This window comes from Microbacterium sp. NPDC091676 (genome assembly GCF_044756645.1).
In the GTDB taxonomy this organism is placed as follows: domain Bacteria; phylum Actinomycetota; class Actinomycetes; order Actinomycetales; family Microbacteriaceae; genus Microbacterium; species Microbacterium paraoxydans_D.
In genome coordinates this window covers 2,553,513-2,578,447 of record NZ_JBIVTI010000001.1, presented here as the reverse complement: position 1 = coordinate 2,578,447, position 24,935 = coordinate 2,553,513, and the positions used below count along the sequence as shown (strand labels likewise).

General features: G+C 71.0%; 20 protein-coding genes. 13 read left to right on the top strand and 7 right to left on the bottom strand.

The window, feature by feature from the left end; translation table 11 throughout:
* Window positions 1-2: 2 nt before the first annotated feature.
* The 3 genes from ACIQID_RS12520 to ACIQID_RS12510 form a co-directional block, all read right to left on the bottom strand.
* Window positions 3-608, bottom strand: a complete 606-nt coding sequence (locus ACIQID_RS12520) for an SGNH/GDSL hydrolase family protein (RefSeq protein WP_400285368.1) — start codon at window positions 606-608, stop codon at window positions 3-5.
* Window positions 599-4,672, bottom strand: coding sequence for an Ig-like domain-containing protein (locus ACIQID_RS12515; protein WP_400285365.1), 4,074 nt, complete (start codon window positions 4,670-4,672; stop codon window positions 599-601). Before ACIQID_RS12515 ends, ACIQID_RS12520 begins: the two co-directional genes overlap by 10 nt.
* Window positions 4,673-4,807: 135 nt before the next feature.
* Window positions 4,808-5,251 carry a hypothetical protein gene (locus ACIQID_RS12510; protein WP_400285359.1) on the bottom strand — a complete coding sequence of 148 codons (444 nt, stop codon included), beginning with the start codon at window positions 5,249-5,251 and terminating at the stop codon, window positions 4,808-4,810.
* Between the two features lie 246 nt (window positions 5,252-5,497).
* Between ACIQID_RS12510 and ACIQID_RS12505 the strand changes: the two genes are divergently transcribed.
* The 6 genes from ACIQID_RS12505 (at window position 5,498) to ACIQID_RS12480 (ending at window position 13,702) form a co-directional block, all read left to right on the top strand.
* Window positions 5,498-6,352 carry a carbohydrate ABC transporter permease gene (locus tag ACIQID_RS12505; RefSeq protein ID WP_174235390.1) on the top strand — a complete coding sequence of 285 codons (855 nt, stop codon included), beginning with the start codon at window positions 5,498-5,500 and terminating at the stop codon, window positions 6,350-6,352.
* Window positions 6,349-7,254, top strand: a complete 906-nt coding sequence (locus ACIQID_RS12500) for a carbohydrate ABC transporter permease (RefSeq protein WP_025105392.1) — start codon at window positions 6,349-6,351, stop codon at window positions 7,252-7,254. The genes ACIQID_RS12505 and ACIQID_RS12500 overlap by 4 nt, the downstream gene beginning before the upstream one ends.
* Window positions 7,255-7,304: 50 nt before the next feature.
* Window positions 7,305-8,630: an extracellular solute-binding protein gene (locus ACIQID_RS12495; protein ID WP_312674875.1), complete on the top strand. Its 1,326-nt coding sequence runs from the start codon at window positions 7,305-7,307 to the stop codon at window positions 8,628-8,630.
* Window positions 8,631-8,641: 11 nt separating this feature from the next.
* A complete protein-coding gene (locus ACIQID_RS12490; protein ID WP_400285353.1) occupies window positions 8,642-10,447 on the top strand; it encodes a BNR-4 repeat-containing protein in 1,806 nt (601 codons plus the stop codon).
* A 37-nt stretch (window positions 10,448-10,484) separates the two neighbouring features.
* Window positions 10,485-12,746: an FAD-dependent oxidoreductase gene (locus ACIQID_RS12485; RefSeq protein WP_400285350.1), complete on the top strand. Its 2,262-nt coding sequence runs from the start codon at window positions 10,485-10,487 to the stop codon at window positions 12,744-12,746.
* A gap of 68 nt (window positions 12,747-12,814) precedes the next feature.
* Window positions 12,815-13,702, top strand: a complete 888-nt coding sequence (locus ACIQID_RS12480; protein WP_231919662.1) for a LacI family DNA-binding transcriptional regulator — start codon at window positions 12,815-12,817, stop codon at window positions 13,700-13,702.
* An 11-nt stretch (window positions 13,703-13,713) separates the two neighbouring features.
* On the opposite strand, the gene ACIQID_RS12475 is transcribed toward ACIQID_RS12480, so the two are convergent.
* Window positions 13,714-14,523, bottom strand: coding sequence for a DeoR/GlpR family DNA-binding transcription regulator (locus tag ACIQID_RS12475; RefSeq protein WP_400285347.1), 810 nt, complete (start codon window positions 14,521-14,523; stop codon window positions 13,714-13,716).
* Between the two features lie 80 nt (window positions 14,524-14,603).
* Here ACIQID_RS12475 and ACIQID_RS12470 point away from each other — a divergent pair, with 80 nt between their 5' ends.
* The 7 genes from ACIQID_RS12470 to ACIQID_RS12440 all read left to right on the top strand — a co-directional run bounded on the left by ACIQID_RS12470 (window position 14,604) and on the right by ACIQID_RS12440 (window position 20,983).
* Complete coding sequence (locus ACIQID_RS12470) at window positions 14,604-15,578, top strand: acetylxylan esterase (RefSeq protein WP_400285344.1); 975 nt, start codon at window positions 14,604-14,606, stop codon at window positions 15,576-15,578.
* A 123-nt stretch (window positions 15,579-15,701) separates the two neighbouring features.
* Complete coding sequence (locus tag ACIQID_RS12465) at window positions 15,702-16,277, top strand: glucose-6-phosphate isomerase family protein (protein WP_312674868.1); 576 nt, start codon at window positions 15,702-15,704, stop codon at window positions 16,275-16,277.
* 9 nt (window positions 16,278-16,286) lie between these two features.
* Window positions 16,287-17,777 carry a xylulokinase gene (xylB, locus tag ACIQID_RS12460; protein WP_400285340.1) on the top strand — a complete coding sequence of 497 codons (1,491 nt, stop codon included), beginning with the start codon at window positions 16,287-16,289 and terminating at the stop codon, window positions 17,775-17,777.
* Window positions 17,777-18,754 (top strand): phosphoglycerate dehydrogenase, encoded by a 978-nt coding sequence (locus ACIQID_RS12455; RefSeq protein ID WP_331201309.1) that lies wholly within the window; start codon window positions 17,777-17,779, stop codon window positions 18,752-18,754. Before xylB ends, ACIQID_RS12455 begins: the two co-directional genes overlap by 1 nt.
* Window positions 18,751-19,695 carry a shikimate dehydrogenase gene (locus ACIQID_RS12450; RefSeq protein WP_071329172.1) on the top strand — a complete coding sequence of 315 codons (945 nt, stop codon included), beginning with the start codon at window positions 18,751-18,753 and terminating at the stop codon, window positions 19,693-19,695. Before ACIQID_RS12455 ends, ACIQID_RS12450 begins: the two co-directional genes overlap by 4 nt.
* Window positions 19,695-20,663 carry a phosphotriesterase gene (locus ACIQID_RS12445; RefSeq protein ID WP_400285336.1) on the top strand — a complete coding sequence of 323 codons (969 nt, stop codon included), beginning with the start codon at window positions 19,695-19,697 and terminating at the stop codon, window positions 20,661-20,663. The genes ACIQID_RS12450 and ACIQID_RS12445 overlap by 1 nt, the downstream gene beginning before the upstream one ends.
* Before the next feature lie 23 nt (window positions 20,664-20,686).
* A complete protein-coding gene (locus tag ACIQID_RS12440) occupies window positions 20,687-20,983 on the top strand; it encodes a putative quinol monooxygenase (RefSeq protein WP_400285333.1) in 297 nt (98 codons plus the stop codon).
* Between the two features lie 162 nt (window positions 20,984-21,145).
* On the opposite strand, the gene ACIQID_RS12435 is transcribed toward ACIQID_RS12440, so the two are convergent.
* The 3 genes from ACIQID_RS12435 to ACIQID_RS12425 form a co-directional block, all read right to left on the bottom strand.
* Window positions 21,146-22,147, bottom strand: coding sequence for an ABC transporter substrate-binding protein (locus tag ACIQID_RS12435; RefSeq protein ID WP_126894151.1), 1,002 nt, complete (start codon window positions 22,145-22,147; stop codon window positions 21,146-21,148).
* A gap of 134 nt (window positions 22,148-22,281) precedes the next feature.
* Window positions 22,282-23,316 carry an ABC transporter permease gene (locus ACIQID_RS12430; protein WP_205807905.1) on the bottom strand — a complete coding sequence of 345 codons (1,035 nt, stop codon included), beginning with the start codon at window positions 23,314-23,316 and terminating at the stop codon, window positions 22,282-22,284.
* A complete protein-coding gene (locus ACIQID_RS12425) occupies window positions 23,316-24,818 on the bottom strand; it encodes a sugar ABC transporter ATP-binding protein (RefSeq protein ID WP_025105377.1) in 1,503 nt (500 codons plus the stop codon). The genes ACIQID_RS12430 and ACIQID_RS12425 overlap by 1 nt, the downstream gene beginning before the upstream one ends.
* Window positions 24,819-24,935 lie beyond the last annotated feature (117 nt).

Genomic DNA, 24,935 nt, shown 5'->3' with positions numbered 1-24,935 from the left:
CATTATCGACTATCGCTAATGGACGCGGCCGTGCGCCAGGCATCCGCGATGAGGGCGGATCCGCGGGGCGTCGGGTGCACCCCGTCCGGCGCGAGCTCGACGACCGGATGCTCCTCCGCCGCCGCCGTGAAGACCTCGTGCAGGGGCACGAACGCCGCCCCGTGTTCCGCCGCGAGAGCCCGCACCGCCGCCCGCTTCCCGTCGAGGTCGTCGAGCCATGCGCGCTGCTCCTCCGTCACCGGGAGGAAGTACGGCTCCATGAGGATCAGCCGCGGGGCGTGCGCCGCCACCGCGCGGCCGAGGAGGTCGCCGAGCGTCGCGGCGAAGTCCTCGGCCGAGGTCGGGTCGTCGCTGTCGAACCGCCGCCACATGTCGTTCACGCCGACGTACACGGTCAGCAGCTCCGGCGCCGTCGGCAGCAGCTCCGCGTCCCACCGCGCGGCCAGGTCGCGGGCGCGGTCCCCGGCGATCCCGAGGTTGCGGACCGTGGCTCCCGCGGCCTGCAGCTCGGGCACGAGGAGCGACACGTAGCCGTCGCCGAAGGAGCCGGGGTCGGAGCGATCGCGCCCCGCGTCGGTGATCGAGTCTCCGATGAAGGTCACCCGCATCGTGGCACGTCCTGTTCGTCGTCCTTGAGCTTCGGTCGCACCGAGATCGGGAGCTCGACGCTCGCGCCAGCGTACGTCACGGTGAGCGTGTGGTGCGGGCGCACCTTGCTGCTGTCGAAGCCGCTGACCATGTCGGCGGTCACCTGCTGCGTGGTGCGGGACCCGTCGCTCCAGTCCACGCCCAGCAGCATGCCGGTCACGTCGAGCTCCTCGCCGCGCACGTAGCGGGTCTTCGGGTCGGCCTCGGGGGCCCAGCAGATGCCGGTCACGGTCGCGGGCGGCGGCGTCGGGCGCACGGCCAGGGTGTTCGTCTTGCCGTAGTGGTAGACGTTGAAGAAGCCGTCGGCACCGACGCGGAGGTTCTCTCGGGCGTCGACCATGTTCCACACCGTCACGTCGTCCACCCGGAGCACGATGCGCGTGCCGCCGTCCTCGGCGACGGCACCGAACTCGATCCGGTGCGTGGAGCCCGGCTCGATGACCGTGTTGGGGATGCTGTCGAGCATGGTCTGCCCCGGGGTCCAGCTCTGGAACTCGATCACGTCTTCCTTGATCACCGCGAGGTACCCGGTGTTGGAGTTCTGCCAGGCCGGGAGGCCGGTCTGGTCGGAGCGCGCCTGGAAGCCGTACCAGCCGCCGTCGAAGGCGCCGAACTCCGCCTCGAACTGCAGCAGGGTGTCGCCGAAGCGCTCGGCCTCGTAGCCGTGCACGCCCTGGCCACTGATCACGACACCCGTGTCGTCCACCGTGATGAGGTCGGACTCACTCCAGTTCACCCCGTCCGTGAGCTGGCCGTCGAGGCGGGTGGTCGGGTACTCGGCGTCGTCCACGGTCACGGTGACCGTGTCGCTGAGGCTCGGATCGCCGACCGAGGTCGCGGTGATCGTCGCCGTGCCGGCTGCGACCCCCGCGATCCGTCCCCCGGAGACCGTGGCGACCTCCGGACTGTCGGTCGTCCAGGTGACCCGGGCGTCGCTGGCGTCCTCCGGGGCGACCGTGGCCGCGACCGACCGCCGCTCCCCCACCGTCAGCCCCACGGCGTCGGCGTCCAGACTCACGCCCGTGACCGGCACCCCGGAGAGCGAGAACCCGATGTCGTCGAAGTCGAGCGAGGCGTAGTTCTCCACGTAGAACCCGACCCGACCGGCCTTGCCGGGCCCGGGGTCGGCACCTTCCAGCGCGATCGCCCCGTTGACGGAGATCCGGATCTGCCCGTCCTGCACAGCGATGCGGACATGCGACGTCTCCCCGGGGGTCAGGCCCTGCGCCGCCGGCACGACCTTCTCCGCGACGACCTTCCAGGCGTCGTCGAAGATCGTCCAGGTAGGCCCGGCCGCGGCCTGCCGGAAGCGGATGTAGCCGCCGCCCTTGCCGTTGCGGTCATAGACGATGAGTCCCGCGTTCGCGGGGGTCGTCGCCGGAGCCGTGACGTCGAAGTCGAGCACGAACTCGGTGAAGTCCCGCGGCAGGATGCTGTTCGCCCCCTTGAGGATGCGGTACACCTTGTCGCCCGACGCATCCACCTGGATGCTGCGGTTGGGGTCGGTCGGCCAGCCGTTCGCCCCCGACTCGAAGTCGGTGAAGTGCAGCACGCCGTCGCCCTCCTCGACGATCACCTCGATGGTGGCGGTCTTGGCGGCATCGGCCTTCGCCGTCGCCGTGACGGTGGTCGTGCCGGGGCCCATGTCGAGCACCACGCCCTTGTCGTTGACGGTGGCGACGGCGGCATCGGCCGAGGCGTAGGTCACCGCGGCGTCGTCGGCGTTCCAGGGCAGCGGCACGGCGCGCACGCGCACCTCGTCGCCCGCGTCGATCGTGAGCGTGTCGCTGTCGAACGCGATGTCCTCGAGCGGGATGGTCTGCGGCTGCTGGGTCTGCCCGATCGCGCCGTCGACCCCGATCTCGCCGAAGGCGATGGACTCGAAACCCGGGATCCGGTCGAACACGGCGGCATCGGCCTTCAGCGTGTAGTCGCCGTTCGCGGCGTCCACGAAGCCGGGGTCGGCGTCGGCCACCCAGTTGTCCCCGTAGTTCAGGAGGTTCTTCCCGTCCTTCGCGCCGTGTTCGTTGACGCCGGCCATCCGGGCCCGGTTCGGGTTCCACACGACGTTCTCGGCGAACGTGCTGTGGTTCGGGAAGTGGTGGTCGTCCTCGAAGAAGTGCGCGAGCTCGGGGTACTTCGTCAGATACGGCGTGCCGACGAAGTCGTTGTTGTCGGCGAACACCTTCTCCCAGGCCGGCATGTAGTCGCGGTCGACGACGTTGCCCTCCTGGTCGCCCATCCACTGCTCGTAGTTGTCGTACGGCGCGTACGCGTCGACGAAGACGTTGTTGCGCGCCTCGATGTAGTCGGCCGAGCCGCTCTTGATCGCGCCGTTGCCCATGTTCACGAACACGTTCTTCTCGATCGTGAGGTCCCACGTGAAGTTGTCGGCGTAGATGCCCTCGACACCCGCCATGCCGACGCCGATGTCGTGGAAGTAGTTCTCCCGGAACACGTGGCCGCGCTGCTGCGGGGTCTTGCCGGAGTTCATGTAGATCGCACCGAGGTCGTGGAACTGCTTGCAGACGTCGTACACCTCGTTGCGTTCGAACAGGTGGTCGTTGCCGTGCACGATGATCCCGGGGTGGGGAGCGTCGTGGATCTCGTTGTCCCTGGCGATGTTGCCGACGCCGTCGAACATCACACCGGGGTTGTAGGCCTTGTGGTAGTAGGCGAAGTCGGCAATCTCGGAGTTCTCGACCCGGTTGCGGCCGGGCTCGAGCGTCGTCTTGTCGCCGCCCTGGAGCACCACGCCGACGCCGCCGACGTGCGTGAGCCGGCTGTCGGTCACGGCGTGGTCGCGGCCGCCGCGGTTCACCGGGATGCCGTCGTAGGTGTAGCGCCCCGGCGAGTTGATGAGCACGCCGCCGTCGGTGAAGTTGCGGATGTCGCTGTGCGAGATCGTCACGTGCGAGCCGCCGAGGATCACCGCGGCCGTCGCGCGGCCGTACTCCATCACGAGGTCGTCGAAGTTCACGTACGAGGCCCCGTCGGCGCGCAGCATCGGCTCGTCGAGGGTCGTGACCGTCACGGCGCCGCGACCCGACGTGAACGCGGCGTTGGGGATGAGGTACAGCTTCCCGGCGTCGCGGTCGATGTAGTACTCGCCGGGGGCGTCGAGCTCCTCCAGCAGGTTCTGCGCGAAGTGGAAGTCGGGGAACCAGCTCTTCATGATCCCGGACATCTCGCCGTAGCGGAGCGTGATGGTCTTCGCCTCGGTGTCGATGCTCTCGATCTTGTTGTACGACCACTCCCAGCTGTAGCCGAAGATGCCGTCCAGCCACACGTCCTCGGCCTGGGTCCAGTGCTTCGGGCGGTCGTAGCCGTAGCTGAACGTGCCGCCGCGCTCCTGCAGGTCGGCGTCGTTGCGGTCGGGCCCGGCGTCCACGATGTCGCCCATCTGCACGGTCGGGGTGGCCGCGTCGGCGTTGGGCCACCGCGCGAGCGTCATGCCCTGGCCGTCGATGAACAGCTCCATGGGGGGCGTGGTGCTGACGTCGTTGGCCTTCCAGTAGCCATGGCGGCTGAGCTGGCCGTAGTCGGTGATGCCGAGGTCGGCGAGGTCGATGCCGACGACGCGGTCGCGGGCAGCCGGGTCGATGATGCGGTCGGTCACCGCCGCGTCGTCCACCGCGGCGAACTGGTCGCGCGGCAGCTCGCGACCGCCGGTGAGAGTGGCGGTCTCCCCGGGGTACGAGCGGTAGGTGATGGGGGCGTCCGCGGTCCCCGAGTCCTGCGCGCCGATCTCGAACGACGCCGAGCGGGGGTACGTGCCCTCTCGGAGGTAGACCGTGAGGCCGTCGTCCGGCAGGGCGGAATCCGCCTTCAGCGCGCGGATCCGGTCGCGGGCGCCTTCCAGCGTCGCGAGCGGGTCGTCGATCGTGCCGGAGGCCGTGTCGTCACCTCCCGGCGCGAGGTAGAGGGCGTCGTCGTCTGCGGCCGCGGCCGCCGACGGGATCGCCGCGCCGAGGGCGGACCCGAACACCGCCGCCAGGGTCAGGCTTGCCAGTACACGCTTCATCGCGTCTCCGAACTGTCGCTTCCCGCACGGCCGATGCGCGCGGCGCCGCGGGAGCGGCTGCTCCGACCGTAGCCAATCGATAATCGACTAGCAAGGATCGATACTGATCGTTTCGGATCGGCGGAGGCAGGTCGCCTAATGCTCCCGGGCCGCGCGGAGGGAGGTCGGGATGTGTCCGATCGCGAGGATCACCGCGGCGAGCGCGATCCACGGGTTCTGCAACCAGGCCGCCGTGCCGAGGAAGGCGGCCACCGGCGCGAGGGCCATCGGGACCGGGATGCCGAAGACGGTGTCGAACAGCGCCGACCCGGGCCGGCCGCGACGGAGGTAGCGGATCCAGAGGGCCCCGTACGCGAGCACCGCCAGCGCCACCGGCACCGCCCACCCCCACACGATCGGGCCGGCCGCCGTGATCGCAGGGACCGTCATGCAGAGCGCCTGCCCTGCCCTCTCGAACACGAGGAGCACGCGGGGCACCGCCGGGCTCTCGAGCTTCGGCCTGGGCGGGAAGGGGATCAGCAGCAGGTTCGGCAGGAAGATCGCGAGACTCACCGCCAGGCCGAGCACTGAGAACCCCATGTCGTGATCGTACCGAGGGCGCTCTCCTGAGGAATCAGTTCACAAAACAAACACTTTCCACCACTTTCTGACTATTGCGCTCTCCAGTTGACGTCGCTGTAATCTGCCGGAAATACTGAGGAAGCCCGAGACCGCACCGCGAGAGTGCGGACACATCACCCCAGGCCAAGGATGACCTAGATGACAGAACAGACCATTTCCTCACAGATAGGAACAGGTCGCCGGCCCCGTCGCCTCTCGGACGGGATGTTCGCGCTCCTCCTCACGGCTCCCGGCCTCGCGCTCCTCGCCGCCGTGGTCGTGTACCCGCTGATCACGGCCCTCATCACCGCGTTCTACAAGCAGAGCCTCGTCGAGCCCGGTCGCGAGTTCGTGGGCTTCCAGAACATCGTCGACGTGCTCACCGGTGAGTTCTTCCCGCTCCTCACCCAGACGCTCGTCTTCACCCTCGGCACGACCATCGCGCCGTTCGTGATCGGCTTCGGCCTCGCCCTCGCCCTGAACACGCGCATCCGCGGCGCCAAGGTGCTCCGCGGCCTCATGCTCATCCCGTGGCTGATCCCCGGCGTGGTCGTGTCATTCCTGTGGATGTGGATCTTCAACGCCAACTACGGCGTGCTCAACGCCGCCCTGGAGACCGTCGGCCTCATCGACTCGCCCCAGGCGTGGCTCGCGAACCCCACCACCGCCATGATCGCCGTGATCGTCGCGAAGACGTGGCAGTCGTTCCCCTGGATGATGGTCATGCTCCTCGCCGGCCTGCAGACCGTGCCGATCGAGCTGCACGAGGCCGCCGAGATCGACGGCGCCGGCACCATCCGCCGCTTCTTCTCCATCACGGTCCCGCAGATGAGCGGCATCATCGGCCTCGTGATCCTGCTGGAGTTCATCTGGAACTTCCAGCACTTCGACATCATCTACGTCCTCACCGGCGGCGGTCCCGCCGGCTCCACCCAGACGTTCGCGACCGCGGTGTACGAGACCGCGTTCGACGGCTTCGACCTCGGCCACGCCGGGGCGATCGGCCTGCTCTGGATGATCCTGCTGATGGCGCTCGTCGTCGTCTACGTCCGTCTGTCCGAGAAGGGAGAGAAGCGATGACTGCCGTGCTGACCGAGGAGACGGTGGCCGCCGTCTCCGCCCCGCCCGCCGCGCCCCGCCGTCGACGCCACCGCGCCGACCGCCGCGCCTCCACCGTGAGCGCCTGGATCGCCGTCGTCGTGTTCGGCGGGTTCGCCCTGCTGCCCGTGTACTGGCTGCTCGCGACCTCGCTCACCCCGCGCACCGAGGTGTTCAGCTACCCGCCGAAGCTGTTCCCCACCGAGATCACGTTCGAGGCCTACGCCGCCCTCGCGAACAACCCGGCCCTGTTCGGCTACCTCCGCAACAGCATCGTCGTCTCCGTCATCACCGCGATCCTCTCGGTGCTGGTGTCGGCGTACATGGGCTACGCGTTCTCGAAGTTCCGCTACCGCGGCCGCCGCAGCCTCATGTACTTCGTGCTGGCGTCGCAGATGTTCCCGCAGGCGCTGCTGCTCATCACCCTCTACGCGGTGTTCTCGGCCTACGGCCTGCTCAACACCTACACCGCGCTCGTGCTGTCGTTCACGACGTTCACGCTGCCGCTGTGCGTGTGGATGCTGAAGGGCTTCTTCGACACGATCCCGGACGAGCTCATCGAGGCCGCCCGCGTCGACGGCGCCTCCCGCCTGCGCATCATCCACTCGATCGTGCTGCCGCTGGCCGCCCCCGGCCTCATCGCCGCAGGACTGTTCGCGTTCGTCCGGGGCTGGAACGACTTCATCTTCGCCCTCACGCTCGCCGGTCCCGACAAGCAGACCCTGCCGCCGGGACTCGTCAACACGTTCATCGGCGAGGCGTCCACCGCCTGGCCCGAGCTCATGGCGGCTTCGCTCGTGGTCTCGCTCCCCGTGGCCATCGCGTTCATCGCCCTGCAGCGCTTCCTCGTCGGCGGGCTCACCGCCGGCGCGGTCAAGGGCTGACCCGCACCACCCCCTCATCCGCAGTCCCTCGAAGAAGAGAGAGCACCCCCATGTCCGAGAACACCACCGTCTCCCGTCGCCAGCTCCTGCAGTTCGCCGGGCTCGGCGCCGCCGGCCTCCTCCTCGCCGGTTGCATGCCGAGCGGCGGCGGCAGCGGCAGTCCGTCCTCCACCCCCGGCGCCGGGCTCGGCGCGGGCGACTTCACCGCCACCGACTTCTCCTTCTCCAGCTGGTCGCTCACCGAGGAGGCCGCTGCCCCGGCCACCCGCGCGCTGCTCGACGGCTACAAGAAGACCAACGAGGTCGGCATCACCGAGGTCTCCTTCCCCTACAACGAGTACTTCAAGCAGCTCATGCTCCAGGTGCGCGGCGGGCAGTTCACCGGCGCCGCGCACGTCGACGTCGCCTGGCTCGCCTCGCTGGCCGCGCTCGGCAAGCTGGAGGACGTCTCGGCGCTCACGAAGGGTCGCGGCTACACCGCGTCGAGCCTGGACGCGACCCAGCTCGACGGGAAGCAGTACGCGTTCCCGTGGACCATCGGCGCGATCGGCCTCATCACCAACTCCGAGCTGCTGAAGAAGGCGGGGATCTCCACGTTCCCGACCACCGTCGACGACTTCGAAGCGGCGCTGAAGAAGCTCAAGGCCCTCGGCGGCGGCCTCATCCCCTACGCCGCCTCGACCAAGGCCGCCCAGCTCAAGGACGTCCTCATCTGGATGCAGACGTTCGGCAGCGACCTCGTCAAGGACGGGAAGGTCACGATCGGCGACGACGCGAGCATCGAGGCGGTCACCTGGTACAAGTCGCTGTACGACCAGGGGCTCATCGCCGCCGACGTCGACCGCTTCGACGCCCGCTCCCTGTTCTCCCAGGGCCGCGCCGCCATCTACGACGACGCCCCCGTCGGTCGCGCGTCCGTCACGAAGGACTCGCCGGATCCCGACCTCGCCTCCAAGCTCGTGCCCGAGTCCCGCCCGGTGCTGAAGAAGGGCGACACCCCGCGCGCCCTCGTCTGGGGTGGTGCGATCGCCATCGTCGGCGGCGGCTCCGGCGACAGCACCCGCACGGCCGCGGACTTCGGTCAGTGGGCCACGAGCGATCTGAAGGCGGTGCTCGGCGACTACGAGCTGCGCGGCCTGCCGCCCGTCACCGAGGAGGCCCAGGCCTCGAAGGAGGTGGCGTCCGACGCGTTCGGCGCCCGCTTCGCCGAGAAGATCACGGCGACCGCCACCACCAACCCGTTCTGGCAGTACCCGCAGTACGCCCAGATCGAGACCGTGATCGCCGACCGTGTGCAGGCCGTCCTCGTCGGTCAGCAGAGCGCCAAGGACGCGATGGCGCAGGCCGGCGACCAGGCGCAGAAGCTGCTGGGCTGAGGAGCATCGCCATGACCCTCCGCTGGAAGGCCGGCGCCACCGCTGCCGCCGCCCTCACCGCACTCGTCCTCGCCGTGCCCGCTCCGGCGGCCGCCGCGACCCCGGACGTCGAGACCGTGCCCGTCACGGTCGACAGCTCCAACCAGTCCGGCTGGTGGAACCCGCTCGTCGTCGACGGCGACGAGACGTACTTCGCCTACAACGTGCCCGGCTCGGTGGCGGCGAAGCATCAGGTGAACGTCGCCGTCCGCGCCGCCGACGGCACGTGGACCTCGGGCTGCCTGCGGCTGGCCACCGGGGTCTGCGCGGAGTACCTCGACGACAACGGCCACAACCAGCCGTCCATCGCGATCGACGGCGACGGGTACATCCACGCGTTCGTGTCGATGCACCACGAGCCCTGGAAGTACTTCCGCTCCACCGCGCCCTACGACGCGACCTCGCTCGTCGACGTGAGCGCCGAGATGCCCGACGCCGGCGCCGCGATCTCCTACCCGGTCACCGCGCAGGGCGCCGACGGCGACATCTGGCTCATGGTACGGGTCGGCGCCGACCCGCAGGCCCGCCGCGACGGCGTCCTGTACCACTACGACCCCGCTGCCGGGACGTGGAGCCGGGAGACCACGATCGCCGCGGCCGTGAACCACTCCTTCTACCCGGACGACCTCGAGGTCGACGCGGACGGCAGGGTGCACGTGCTGTGGGAGTGGGGGCCCTGGCCGGCCGACCCCTACCGTCACCTCGGCTCCTACGCGGTGTACGACCCGGCCGCGGGCGGCTTCCGCGACGTCGCCGGGCAGGCGCTGCCGACCCCGATCCGCCCGGACACCCCCGGCGCCGTCGTGTGGCGCGGCTACGAGCCCGGCGAGACCATCGGCGACGCCGTGCCGGCGGTGCAGACCGCGAAGATGTCCATCGCCGACGGCGAGCTCGTGGGCGTGACCTACCGGTACGCGGACGAGACCGAGAACGCCTTCGACGTGCGGTGGGCGACCTGGACCGGCTCCGCCTGGACGAGCGAGACCCTCGTGGACACGGACGCCCTGGGTGGCGGCGTGCAGACCATCGCCGCCCTCGACACCACCACCGCCGGCGGCGAGACCCGCGTCTACGCCGTGGTGTCGGTGCAGGACTGCGGCATCACCCGCAGTCAGACGGTGCTGCTCACCGCCGGCGCCTCCGGGTGGACCGCCGACACCGTGGGCGCGCCGGTCGTGGGCCAGCAGCGCCTCCGCGCGGCCACCCGCGCCGACGGCACCGACGTCGTCTACCTCAGCGCCCCCGCCGTTCCCAGCGGAGGGACGCTCCGGCACGCCGAGGTCCCGCGCGACGGCCAGCCGGGGGCGACCACCCTCCCCGCCATCGTCGCCTCCCTCCGCGGCGACGCCGGCGGCGAGAACCTGGCGCTCGGCGGCACCGCGACCGCCTCGTCCCAGCTCCGCGCCGACACCGGTCCGGAGAAGGCGATCGACGGCGGCTGCACGGATGCGAGCCGGTGGATCTCGGCGGCCTCCGACACCCAGCCCACCATCACCGTCACGTGGGACGAGCCCGCGCCGCTGGACGTGGTCCGCGTCCGCAGCGGATACACGGTCGGCCCGCCGCAGACCTCCGTGCTGCGCGACTTCACCGTCCAGCTGCGCACCGCGAGCGGCTGGGTCACGGTCGGCACCGTCACCGGCAACACGCAGACGACGGTCGTGGTCGATGCCCAGGGGCGGACGGCCGATGCCGTGCGTCTCGTCATCACCGACCCGTCGGACTCCGCCACCGACGTCGCCCGCGTCTACGAGATCGAAGCGATCGCCGCGCGCTGAGCGGCATCACCACCCCTCCCGAAAGGAACCCCATCCCATGCGCACCCAGACCGTCGAAGCCGACATCATCGTCGTCGGCGGCGGCCTCGCCGGAGTGAGCGCCGCCGTCGCGGCGGCCCGCCTCGGCCGACGTACCGTGCTGATCAACAACCGGCCGGTGCTCGGCGGCAACTCCTCCTCGGAGGTGAGGGTCTGGGTGTGCGGAGCGACCGCCCACGGCAACCAGCGGTGGGCGCGGGAGACCGGGATCATCGGCGAGATGTACCGGGAGAACCAGTTCCGCAACCCCGAGGGCAACCCCGTGTACTGGGACGACGTGGTGCTCGACATCGTGCGCCGCGAGCCCAACCTCACGCTGTTCCTCAACACGGAGGTGCTCGAGGCCGAGGCCACCGGGCCCGACGACGCCCGTCGGGTCCGGTCGGTCACCGGCTGGACGATGGGCTCGGAGATCCGCACCGTCTTCCGCGGGCCGCTCTTCCTCGACTGCACGGGGGACGGCCTGGTCGGACGGCTCGTCGGCGCCCGGCACCGACTGGGGAAGGAGAGCCGCAGCGAGTTCGGCGAGGACTGGGCACCCGAGCAGCCCGTGCGCGAGTTCCTCGGCTCGACGCTCCTCTTCTACACGAAGGATCTCGGGCACCCGGTGAAGTACGTCGCGCCGGAGAGCGCGAAGGACATCTCGACCACCCCGATCCCCTCGTCGCGCATCATCCGCAGCGGCGACAGCGGCGCGCACTACTGGTGGATCGAGTGGGGCGGGACGCTCGACATCGTCGACGACAACGAGGCGATCCGCGACGAGCTGCGCGCGGTGATCCTCGGCATCTGGGACCACATCAAGAACTCCGGCGAGTTCGACGCCGACAACCTGACCCTGGAGTGGATCGGCAACATCCCCGGCAAGCGCGAGTACCGCCGCTTCATCGGCGACTACACGCTGCGCCAGCAGGACATCCTGGAGCAGACGTCGTTCGACGACGGCATCGCGTTCGGCGGCTGGTCCATCGACCTGCATCCCGCCGAGGGCATGTACGCGACGGGGGCGGGCGCGGTGCAGCGCTTCTCGGACGGCGTCTTCGAGATCCCGTTCCGCTCGCTGTACTCCGTCAACGTCGACAACCTGCTCATGGCGGGCCGCGACATCTCGGCCACGCACATCGCCTTCGGTGCCGCCAGGGTGATGGCCACGTGCGCGGCGATGGGCGAGGCCGCGGGCACCGCCGCCGCCCTCTGCTACGCGCACGACGCCACGCCCCGCGAGCTGTACGAGCACCATCGTGCGGAACTCCGCCAGACGCTGCTCCGCGCCGACGCCTCCCTCATCGGCGTCGCGAACGAGGACGCCGCCGACCGCGCCCGCGCCGCCGCCGTCACCGCGTCCAGCACCCTGCGCACGATCGGCACCCCGGAGAGCACCGTGGCCGCGGCGACGCCGCACGCCCTGACGGACGACCTCGGCATCGTCGTCCCCGTGCACCCGCGCCTCGACACGACCGAGCTGCTGCTCGGCGCCGAGGTCGACACGCAGGTCACGGTGGAGGTCTGGTCCACGGGTCGTCCGCAGAACATCGTGCCCGCGGTGCTCGAGCACCGCACCGTGATCGACGTCCCCGCCGGGGGTCCGTCCTGGGTGCGGGCGGAGACGCCTTTCGCCCCGGAGGACCCGCAGAACGCGATCATCGTGCTCCGCGCGAACCCGCAGGTGCAGGTGCAGCTCGCCTCCGAGCTCCCGCCCGGGGTGCTCACCCTCGTGCACCGGGTCGACAACGACGACCGGAACGTGCAGGTCGACCGCGACGGTCTCCTCGTGCAGTGGCCGACCAAGCCGCTGCGCGGACGGGTGCCCGCGTTCCGCACGAGCCCGGACTCCGAGGCCGTCGCCCCGGAGCGCGCCGTCTCCGGGTACAACCGCCCGTTCGGCGGACCGCACCTGTGGGCGTCCGCCCCGGAGGCCGAGGGTCCGCAGTGGCTGCGCCTGGACTGGGAGCAGCCGGTCACGGCCTCCGAGATCCGCCTCGTGTTCGACGACGACGTGGACCTCGAGCTCAACACCCTGCATCACCACCGCAGCCCCGACGAGGTGCTGCCCCAGCTCGTGCGCGACTACCGGGTCGAGGTGCAGCAGGCGGGTTCCGAGGAGTGGCGCACCGTGGCGGAGGAACGCGACAACCGCCATCGCCTGCGGGTGCATCCGCTGCCGGACGACCTCGGCGCCCTCACGGCCGCCCGCCTCGTGGTGGAGCGGACGAACGGCGTCGCGGAGGCACGCGTGATCGCGTTCCGAGTGCAATCGTGACGGAGGGCGCTAACGTGAAGGGCATCCGTCGTCCCGGCGGAGACCGTCGTCCCTCCAGGAGGCCGCAGGTGACCACCTCGCCCGGCGGCCGCGTGCTCCCCGTCGCGCGGGCCACCCGCACGGGACTCATCGCGCTCGCGGTGCCGCATCTGGAGGAGCCGTACTTCGCCGAGCTCGGCTCGCGCATCGTCCGGGGCGCCGACGACCGAGGGCTGGCCGTGCTCATCGTGCAGACCGAGGGCGACCACGGCCGCGAGATCGACGTCGCCAACGGCGTCGGCCTGCCGCCCATCGACGGGCTGATCCACATCCCGCGCTCGCTCACGGTCGCCGACCTCACGCGCCGCACCTCCCCCGGCCCCTTGGTGCTGCTGGGCGAGCACATCCAGGTGAGCCCGTTCACGCACGTCACGATCGACAACCGGGCCGCCGCCTACACGGCCACCGAGCACCTGCTCGCGGTCGGCTGCCGCCGCATCGGTTTCGTCGGACGCCGCGACGCCCGCCCCTCGGATGCCGCCGACCGTCGTCACGCCGGGTACCTGGAGGCTCTGGCCGCCGCCGGGATCCCCGCCGACCCCGCACTCACCGCGCAGGTCGACGCCTTCACGGCCGAGGAAGGCGAGCGCGTCGCCGGGGCGATGGCCGCCGCGGTCCCCGACCTCGACGGCATCGTCTGCTCGAACGACTCCGTCGCCCTCGGTGCGCTGGCCGCTCTTCAGGCCCAGGGACGGAGCGTGCCGGGCGACGTCGCCGTCGTCGGCATCGACGACATCCGGGCCGCGCGCTTCGCCGTCCCCGCCCTCAGCACCATCGCTCCCGACCACGCCCGCCTCGTGGACGCCGCGTTCACGGAACTGGAGCGGCAGATCGCCGCGCCGCCGGGAGCCGATCTGCCGGTGCGGCATGTGACGGTCGGCGCCCGGCTGATCCCGCGGGCGAGCACGGCCCGATGACCGCGGCGGACTCAGTCCGCGAGGGCCGTCGCCGGCGCGCGCTCGTCGCCGCCGTCGCGCGGCGCGACGTGGAGGGTGCCGACGTGCGCGGCGAGCAGCTCCCGCGCGCCGTCGTCGAGGCCGTCGTCGGTGACGAGGCGGTCGATGTCGCTGAGGTCGGCGACGGTCGTGAGCCCGACCACGCCCCAGCGGCTGTGCTCCGCGAGGACGACGACCTCCCGCCCCGCGGCCATGAGCGCCCGGTTGGTCTCGGCCTCCAGCAGGTTCATGGTCGTGATGCCGGCCTGCTCGTCGAGGCCGTGGGCGTCGAGGAACACGAGGTCGCAGTGCAGATGCTCCAGGGCGCGGACGGCGACCGGTCCGACGAGGGCCTGCGAGGGCGTGCGCACGCCCCCGGTGAGCACGACCGTCTGCGTGTACGGAGCGTCCGCGCGGTCCGGCGGCGAGAACAGGTCGGAGACCGGCAGAGCGTTCGTGACGATCGTGAGCTCGGGGACGCGCACGAGCTCCCGCGCGAGCGCCAGGGCCGTGGGTCCGCCGGAGATGCCGACCGCCATGCCGGGCTCCACGAGGTCCGCGGCCGCCGCGACGATCGCCCGCCGTTCGGCCGAGGCCGCCGGGGCCGGGACCAGGCGCTGGTGGCCCCGCGCCCGCACGCCGCCGCGGATGCGCTCGACGGCGCCCTCCTCGGCCAGCTGGTCGATGTCGCGCCGCACCGTCATCTCGCTCACCTGCAGCGTGGCAGCGAGCTCGACGATGGAGGCGGTACCGCGATCGCGGGTCAGGGCGAGGATGCGCTCGCGGCGTTCCGTGACCAGCACGCGGTCTCCTTCCGATGGAGCCTCCAGTCTGCCACGCACCCCCGCCCGCCCCACTCCCGGAACAGGATCCCTCAGCCCGCATGACCTTCCCCGAGCCCTACGCCACCTGGTTCCCCGATGCCGCATTCGACGGCAGCTACGGCCGGACCGAAGCCGACCTCCGTGCCGTGCGCCCGGTGCCCGCGCCGCCCGGGTTCGCCGACCGCTGGCGACGCTGGCGACGCGAGGCCGCCGCGGTGGACGCCGCCCCCGTCGTCCTCTCCACCTCCGAGGAGCAGGGCCGTCGGGTGTCCGTCGTCGAGCATGCCGGCGTCGACGGCGTGCGACTGCGGGCCTGGGTGGTCGAGCCCCTCGACGGCCCTCCCCGCGCCGGCATCGTGCACGGGCACGGCTACGGGGGCCGGGAGGCGGTCGATCTCGCCCGGGTGCCGGACGACGTCGCGGCGATCTATCCCGTGGCTCGCGGGCTCGGCGTGCTGAACGCGGGTGTCGGTGCGCCCGAGCCCACCCCGGAGCACGTGCTCGCGGGCATCGACGATCCGGAGCGCTACGTGCTCGGTCTCTGCGCCCGCGACCTGTGGCTGGCAGCCGACGTCCTCGTCGCGGTCGTCGGCGCGCTTCCTCTCTACTACGTCGGCGAGAGCTTCGGCGGCGGCATCGGCGCGCTCGCCCTGCCGTGGGACGACCGGTTCGTGGGGGCCACCCTCATCGTGCCGAGCTTCGGCCAGTACGACGAACGGCTGGCCGTGCCGTGCCTGGGGAGCGGCGAGACCGTGCGTCAGCACGTGCAGCGCCACCCCGAGGCACGGGAGGCGCTGCGCTGGTTCGATTCCTCCACGAGCATCGGCTGCACGGAGATGCCGGTCCGGGTGGAGGCGGCCCTGTGGGACCAGTACGTGCCGCCGCAGGGGCAGTTCGCGGTCGCCGCCGGGGCCCGCGACCTCGACCTGGCGGTCCTTCCGGCCGGTCACGCCGAGTACCCGGGGTCGGCGGACGTGACGGCGGACGCCATCCGCGGCGGGCGCGCGCACCTGGAGCGCGTACTCGCCGGCTGACGGCCGTCGCGCGCGCGTCCTCCTCCGCGCAGGAGAGCACTGGACGCAACCTGTCATAACAGGTACAGTGAGCTTGTCATTACAGGTTGCGCGACGACGCAGCACCCGTTTCGAGGAGCATGGATGCCCGAGTACCAGACCCCGCCGATCTCCCCGATGGCGATCGCCTTCGACGCCGAGAAGCTCACCCTCTCCCCCGAAGGCCCCACGCTGACCCGGCGGATGTCCGACCTCGAGGGCCTGTTCCGCGACCACGACGCCTGGGCGACCGCCGCCGCGGGCGAGGACCCGATCGTCTACACGGTCGTCAGCTCCCCGGTCCCCGAGATCGAGCGCGAGCTGCCCCAGTCGATCACCACGATCATGCCCGGCGACACGGGCGGCGAGCTCTGGATGACCAAGGGTCACCAGCACCCCGACCACCAGGGCGAGATCTACCTCGCGCTGCACGGCCGCGGCGGACTGCTCATGTTCGACGGCGAGCGCACCGAGTGGCTCGACATGCTCCCGGGCACCATCGGCTACATCCCGCCGGGCTGGGCGCACCGCTCCGTGAACACCGGGGACGAGCCCTACTCCTTCCTCGCCGTGTACCCCGGGGGCGCCGGCCACGACTACGGCTGGGTGCTGGAGCACGGCATGGGCTCGCGGGCGTACCGCGCGGAGTCCGGCGTCGACCTCCGCCCCTACGCGGAATAGGCTCCGGCCATGATCATCGCCCACGACCTCGGCACCACCGGGAACAAGGCGTCCCTGCACCACGACGACGGTCGCCTGATCGCCGCGGTCACCGTTCCGTACCCGGCCCACTTCGCGGCCGGCGGTGTCGCCGAGCAGAACCCGGCGGACTGGTGGCACGCGGTCGTCACGGCGACCCGCGACCTCCTCTCGCGCACCGGCACCGCCGCCGCCGAGGTCGCCGGCCTCGTGGTCAGCGGACAGATGATGGGCGCCGTGCTGCTCGACGCCGACGGCGAGCCCGCACGACCCGCGATCATCTGGGCCGACACCCGCGCCGGCGCCCAGCAGCGCGAGCTCGAGGCGGCGGTCGGCGCCGAGCGCGCCTACGGGATCCTCGGCCACCGTCTGAACCCCACCTACTCCCTCGAGAAGATCATGTGGGTGCGCGACAACGAGCCCGACGTGTGGCAGCGCGTGCGCCGGGTGTGCGTCGCCAAGGACTTCATCGTGCTGCGGCTGACCGGGCGGCTCGCCACGGACCGCTCGGACGCCTCCGGCACCAACGCCTACGACCAGGTCGCGGGCACGTGGTCCCCGGAGATCCTCGCCGCGGCGCGGCTCGACCCCGCCCTGTTCCCCGAGATCCTGGAGTCGACGCAGATCGCGGGTCCGCTCACGGCCGCGGCCGCGACGGCGCTCGGGCTGCACACCGGCGTCCAGGTCGTGATGGGCGGCGGCGACGGGCCGCTCGCCGCGGTCGGCTCCGGCGTCGTGGCCCCGGAGGACGGCGCCTACGTGTGCCTCGGCACCTCCTCCTGGATCTCCTTCGCGGCGGACGCCCCGCTGCACGACTCCGCGATGCGGACCTTCACGTTCGACAACGTCGTCCCCGCGTCGTTCGTGCCGACCGCGACCATGCAGGCCGGCGGCGCCTCGGTGCAGTGGATCGCCGAAGCCCTCTCCGTCGACCCCGCGCACCCGGAGACGGGGCGCCTCGTCGCCGAGGCCGCGAGCGACATCGACACCGACGACCTCTACTTCCTCCCCTACCTGCTCGGCGAGCGCTCCCCGCTGTGGGACCCGGATGCGCGCGGGGCCTTCGTCGGCCTCGCCCGCCACCACGGGCGGGCCCACCTCGTGCGCGCGGTCCTGGAGGGGACGGCATTCAACCTCCTCACCTGCATCCAGGCGTTCCGCGAGGCCGGCGCGACGATCGACCGCATCGACGCCGTCGGCGGCGGGGCGCAGAGCGACGTCTACCTCGCCGTCCTCGCCGACGTGTGGGGCGTGCCGGTGCGACGCCGCACGATCGTGGAGGAGGCGAACAGCCTCGGTGCCGCGGTCACGGGGGCCGTCGGCCTCGGTCTCGCCGACTTCTCCGCCGCCCGGGCGCTCAGCGAGGTCACCGCCGAGTTCACGCCCGATCCGTCCCGGCACGCGGTCTACGCCGAACGCCACGCGCGCTTCACCGACGCGTACACGGCGCTCGCGCCGTGGTTCGCCGGGAGACCCTGCTGATGGGCGTCATCCTCGTCACGAGCCGTTCCTTCTCGGACGGCGACCTCGACCTGGTCGAGCGCGCCGCGCAGGCCGGCCATCGCATCCTCCGCGGACCCGCCCACCACGACCTCGACGAGCTGCGCGTGCTGCTGCACGGCGCCGACGCCTGGATCGCCGGGACCGGACCGGTCACCGACGCGCACCTCGCCGCCGGCCCGAAGCTCAAGGTCGTGGCGCGCTACGGGGTCGGCACGGAGGCGGTGGACCTCGCGGCGGCGCGCGACCGCGGCATCCCGGTCACGAACACCCCCGGCGCGAACGCGGATGCGGTCGCCGACCACGCGGTCGGCCTCATGCTCGCCGCTCTGCGCACCATCCCGGACGGCGACCGCCGCGTGCGGACCGGCGACTGGAGCGTCCGCCGCGGGCGGGAGCTCGGCGCCGCGACCGTCGGCATCGTCGGCTTCGGGCGGATCGGCCAGGGGGTCGCGCGGCGACTGGGCGGGTTCGGTCCGCGGCTGCTCGCCTCCGATCCGTTCCTGCCCGCCGACCTCGTGCGGGACCGCGGCGCCGAACCCGTCGACCTCGACGACCTGTTCCGCATCGCCGATGTGATCACCCTGCACGCCCCCGGCGGGCAGCAGCTCGTCGACGCCGACCGCCTCGCCGGGATGCGACCGGGGACCGTACTCGTCAATACCGCCCGCGGCGACCTCGTGGACGAGCAGGCCGCGGCCGACGCGCTCCGCGACGGCATCCTCGCCGGGTACGCGGCCGACACGCTCGACGGCGACACCGCCGCGCACGACAGCCCCCTGCTCGCCGCGGACCTCGCCGACCGTGTCATCGTCACCCCGCACCTCGGCGCCCAGACCACCCAGGCCGTCGACAACATGGGGGCGCTGTCCCTCGACGACGTGATCGCGGTCCTCCGCGGCGCCGACCCCGCCCACCTCGTCCCCGTCCCCGCGTCCGCCCCCGAGGAGAACCGATGACCACCGCCGCGACGTCCGCCCCCGCCACCGCCGACTACATGGGCTTCGTCGGCGTCACCACCGCCTCCTCGTCGATCATGAAGGTGTTCCCGCTGTGGGCCGACATCCTCGGCCTCCCCACGCGGACCCTCGTCGGCCACGACCTGCCGATGGATGCCGACCCCGCGCAGTACCGCGCCATGGTCGAGCAGATCCGCGACGACCCGCACCACCGCGGCGCGCTGGTCACCACGCACAAGATGAACGTGTACGCGGCGGCGTCCGACCTGTTCGACGAGCTCGACCCGTTCGCCGTGTCCTGCGCCGAGGTCTCCAGCATCGCCAAGCGCGGGTCCACGCTGTCCGGCCGCGCGAAGGACCCGATCACGGTCGACCTGGCGCTGCGCGACTTCCTCCCCGCCGACCACTTCGCGCGCACCGGGGCCGAGGTCGTGATCCTGGGTGCGGGCGGATCGGGCACCGCGCTGAGCTGGGCCCTCGCCGAGCGGGAGGATGCCCCGGCCCTCATCACCGTCACCGCGCGCACGCAGGACAAGCTCGACCACCTCCGCGAGGTGCACCGCCAGCACGGCACCCCCGAGGGACTCCTCCGCTACGTCGTCACCGAGACACCGGAGGAGGCCGATGCCCTGGTCGCCGCCGCGCCCGCGGGATCGGTCATCGCGAACGCGACCGGGCTCGGCAAGGACCGCCCCGGCTCCCCGCTGACCGACGCCGTCGTGTTCCCCGAGGGCGCGTACGTGTGGGAGTTCAACTACCGCGGCTCGCTGGAGTTCCTGCACCAGGCCGAAGCCCAGGAGGACGATCGCGCGCTGCACGTGGTCGACGGCTGGCGGTACTTCATCCACGGCTGGTCCCAGGTCGTGGCGGACGTGTTCGACCTCGACCTCACGCCCGAGACCGTCGAGCGCCTCGCGGAGGCCGCGGAGTCGGTGCGCTGATGCCCGCCGTGCGGACCGTCCTCGGCGACCTCGACCCGTCGCGGCTCGGGCGGGTGGACTACCACGAGCACCTCTTCCAGGTGTCGCCGCTGCTGGTCGGGGACGAGCTCGACGACGAGGCCGCGTCCGGCGAGGAGGCCGGTCTGCTGCGGGCGAGCGGCTTCGAGGCCATGGTCGACGCCACCCCGTTCGGCCTCGGTCGCGACCCGGCCGCCGTCGCCCGCATCAGCGCCGCGACCGGACTGCACGTGATCGCCACGACGGGTCGGCACCGCGAGGCCCATTACGGCGCCGACCATCCGATGCAGGTGTGGGGTGCGGACCGCCTCGCCGCCCTGTTCGTGTCCGACCTCACGCGGGGGATGTCGACAGACGACGCCGCGGTGTTCGAGACGCCCGACGTGCCCCTCGCCGCGGGTCCCGACGGGCAGCCCGTCCGCGCCGGCATGCTCAAGGGCGGGGCCGACTACTGGCGCCTCAGTCCGTTCGAGCGGACGACCCTGGTCGCCGTCGCTCAGGCGCACCGGGAGACGGGAGCCCCCGTCATGGTGCATCTGGAGTTCGGCACCGCGGCCCACGAGGTCCTCGACCTGCTGGCAGCCGAGGGGGTGCCGGCGGATCGCGTCGTGCTGGCCCACGCGGACCGCGACCCCGACCCCGGTCTGCACGTCGCGTTGGCCGAGCGCGGCGCCCACCTCGGGTACGACGGCTTCGCCCGCCCGCGCACCCGCTCCGACGCGGAGCTGCTGGCCCTCACGGTCGCCGTGGTGGAGCGGGGCGCCGGTGACCGGATCCTGCTCGGGGGCGACGTCGCCCGGCGCACCCGGTACATCGCCTACGGCGGCATGCCGGGTCTCGCCTACCTCGGCGACCGCTACCTTCCGCGGCTCCGCGAGGCCGTGGGCGACGACGCCGTGCACCGGATGCTCGTGACGACACCGGCGCGTCTCCTGACCCTCCGCCCCTGACCACCCGAACCCGAGGAGTCGTCATGCCCGAACCCACCGTCCTCCACGCCGTCTTCACCGCGCAGCCGGGAGCCGCCGACCGCGTCGCCGCGCTGCTGCGGGACTTCGCCGAGGTCGTCCGCGCCGAGGAGGGCAACGTCGTCTTCGAGGCCCACCGCCTCGTCGACGACCCTGACCGCTTCTTCGTCTACGAGGTCTACCGCGACGAGGACGCCTTCCAGGCCCACCTGAACGCACCCGCCGGTGTCCCCTTCAACGCCGCCCTGCAGGAGCTCATCGTCGAGCCCACCTCGATCCTGACCTTCCTCCGCCCCCTCTGACCCCTCTCCCTCTTCCACCTGCACGACCCCGACACGGGTGCACGAGGAAACCGCGGGTCCGATCGCGCAGCCGCCCACGGGCCACGGACCCACACCGGAGCCGGAGTTCCCCCGCCCACGACGAAGCCCCCCGCCCGAAGGCGAGGGGCTCCGTCGTGCGGGTCACTCGTAGAGGACCGCGGCGATCTTGTCGTCGTCGATGTTGTTCTTGTCGTACCAGTAGGAACCGGTGTCGTAGAACTCCTCGACGTCGTCCCCGTTGGCCGCGTCGTAGGCCGCCTGCACGACCTGGGCGCCGATGCCGATCGGGTCCTGCGTGATGGCGCCGGCCATGGTGCCGTCCTTGATGGCGTTGATCTGGGCCGCACCGGAGTCGAAGCCGACGATGGTGATCTTGCCCTTCTCGAGGCCGAGCTCGTTCACGGCGTTCACGACGCCGATGGCCGAACCCTCGTTGGTGCCGTAGATGCCCTTGAGGTCGGGGTGGGCCGCGATGAGCGTCTTGGCGATGTCGGCCGACTTCAGGTGGTCGCCGTCACCGTACTGGATGTCGACGATCTCGATGTCGGGGTAGTCCGCCTCGATCTTCTCGACGAAGCCGTCGCGACGCTCGACACCCGTCGAGTTGATCTGCGAGTGGCCGACGATGGCGACCTCGCCCTCGCCGCCGATCAGCTCGGCCATGTGCTCGGCCGCCAGCGCGCCGGCGACCTTGCTGTCCGTCGCGGAGAGGCTGAGTCCGACGTCGCCGTTGCACGGGGCGTCGAAGTACACGACGGGGATGTCCTTCGACTTCGCCTGCTCGAGCGGGGCGACGCACGCCTCGGGGTCGAGGGCGGCGTAGGCGATGGCGTCCGGGTTCTTGTCGATCGCGGCGGTCAGCATCTCGAGCTGCTGCGCGATCTCCGTCTCGGCGGCCGGGCCCTCGAAGGTGATCTTGACGCCCAGCTCCTGGGCCTTCTCCTCCGCGCCCTTCTTGACGGCCTGCCAGAACTGGTGCTGGAAGCCCTTCGAGACCATGGCGATGTACATCTCGCCGTCGCCGCTGCCGGTGTCGCCGCCCGAGCCCTCTTCGATCACGTCGCCGCCGCCGGCACAGCCGGCGAACACGAGCGCGGATGCGGCCACGAGTGCCGCGAATGCGGTCTTCTTGCCGAATTTCATGGAAACTCCGTTGTTCTGTGTGGGTGCCGGCCAGGACCGGCGGGTGGACATTCGTGGTGCCTGTGCGGAGGGTTCCGCGGGGTCCGGCCGGAGCCGGGGACGGCGGCGGGCACGGGTTTCGCCGCCGCCGTGTCTCAGGTCCGCTGGCGGTTGCGCAGCGAGTCGAGGAAGACGGCCAGCAGGACGACGACGCCGACGACGATGTTCTGCCACTCGGGCTGGATCGACATGATCCGGAGGCCGTTGACGAGGACGCTCATGATGAGCGCACCGATCACGGTGCCGAGGATCGAGCCGCGGCCGCCGAGCAGCGAGGTGCCGCCGATGATCACGGCCGCGATGGCCTGCAGCTCGTAGCCGGTGCCGATCTGCGGCTGCGCCGAGTCGAGGCGGGCGGCGATCACGATGCCCGCGATGCCGGTGAAGGCGCCGGCGAACATGTAGATGAGGATCGTCCAGCGGCGGGTGTTGACGCCGGAGAGGCGCGTGGCCTCCTCGTTCGATCCGATCGCGAAGGTGTACCGGCCGAGCAGCGTCTTCGACAGCACGAGCCAGGCGACGATCGCGAGGGCCGCGGTGATGAGCACCGCGTTCGGGATGCCGGGGATGAGCACGCCGAGCGCGATCTTCTTGAAGTCGGGAGCCGAGGTCGAGAAGTAGATCGGCGCGACGTTCGAGATGACGAGGGCGAGGCCGCCGGCGATCATCATCATGGCCAGCGTCGCGATGAACGGAGGCAGCCGCAGGAACGTGATGTTGACGCCGTTCACCAGACCCATGAGCACACCGGTCGCGATGCCGCCGAGCACGCCCACCCACACCGGCAGGCCGAGGTTGGTGATGAGCACACCCGTCATCACGGCGCAGAGCGCCATGCCGGTGCCGATCGACAGATCGATGCCGCCCGTGATGATGACGAACGTCGTGCCGAGAGCGAGGATGCCGATGACCGCGGTCGACAGCAGCACCGTGGCGATGTTGCTGAACGTGAAGAAGTTCGGGCTGGCGACCGAGAAGAAGATGACCAGGACGATCAGGGTGCCGAACGCGAGCGACTGCTGGAACTGCCGCTTGAGGAACCCGGCGACGTCGCGCTTGTCGGTGTCCTCGTTGACGGCCGTCTGGATGATCGTCGTCGTCGACGATCCGGACTGCTGTGGGGTGCTCATCAGTCTTCCTCCCCGTGGGCTGCGAGTTGCATGATCTTCTCCTGGCTGGCTTCCTCGTTGCGGAGCGTCCCGGTGATGCGGCCGTTCGCGAACACGGCGATGCGGTTCGCGACCCGGAGGATCTCGGGGAGCTCCGACGAGATGACGATGATGGACTTGCCCGCGTCGGCGAGCTGCTGCATGAGGCGGTAGATCTCCTCCTTCGCGCCGACGTCGATGCCTCGCGTCGGCTCGTCGAAGATGAGGATGTCGCAGTCGCGCATCAGCCACCGCGCGATGACGACCTTCTGCTGGTTCCCTCCGGAGAGGAGCTTGACGACCTGGTTGACCGAGGGGGTCTTCACCCGCAGCTGCTGGACGTACTCCTTGGTGCGGTTCTTGGCCTTGCTGTCGCCCATCCAGCCGATGCCGTTGGCGTAGGAGCCGAGCGACGCGAGCACGGTGTTGAAGGTGACGTCCTGCTCGAGCATGAGGCCGAGCAGCTTGCGGTCCTCGGAGAGGTAGCCGACGCCGTGCTTGACCGCGTCCGCGGGCTGCGCGATGCGGACGGTGCGCCCGCCGATCGTGATCGTGCCGCCGTCACGGTGGTCCGCGCCGATGACGGCACGGGCGGTCTCGGTGCGGCCGGCACCCATGAGGCCGGCGAATCCGAGGATCTCGCCCTTGTGCAGCTGGAAGGACACGTCCTTGAGGAGCTTCCGCGTGGACAGCCCCTGCACGTCGAGCACGATCGGGTCGTTGAGGTGCTCCCGGGCCTGCGGGCGGGTGCCCTCGTCGATCACGCGGCCGACCATCATCTCGATGATCGTCGGGATCGTGATCTCGGACTTGTCGAGTGATCCGATGTATGTGCCGTCGCGCAGGACGGTCACCCGGTCCGCCAGGCGGCGCAGCTCGTCCATGCGGTGCGAGATGTACACGATGCCGGTGCCGCGGGCCTTGAGCTGCTCGATGAGGACGAAGAGGGTCTCGACCTCGCTGTCGGTGAGGGCCGACGTCGGCTCGTCCATGATGAGGACCTTGGCGTTGAAGGACAGCGCCTTGGCGATCTCGACCATCTGCTGCTCGGCCACCGTCAGCTCGCCCACGCGCTGACGCGGGTCGAGGTGGATGTCGAGGCGCTGCAGCAGCTCCGCCGTCTGCCGGTTGAGCTTCCGCTCCGACAGGAACGGGCCGGTCGTGGGCTCGCGGCCGACGTAGATGTTCTGCGCGACCGTGAGGTCGGGCATCAGGTTGAGCTCCTGGTGGATGATCGTGATCCCCAGCTCCTGCGCCTGCAGCGGGCTGGTGAGCTCGACCTCCTGCCCCTCGAACGTGATCGTGCCCTCGTCCTTGGTGTAGATCCCGGAGAGGATCTTCATCAGGGTGGACTTGCCGGCACCGTTCTCACCCACGAGCACGAGCACCTCGCCGGCGCGCACCTCGAGATGCACGTCCTTCAGCGCCTGGACACCGGGGAATCCCTTGCTGATCCCCTCGACCCTCAGGATGGGTCCACTCATGCGCTCACCTGCTTCCTTGAAGGTTCTGTCGCGATTGCGGCGGACCGTTCCGCCGCAAACATCGGATCAATTCTGCGACCTGCACCCGGGTCAGTGCAAGTTGTATCTAAATGTATC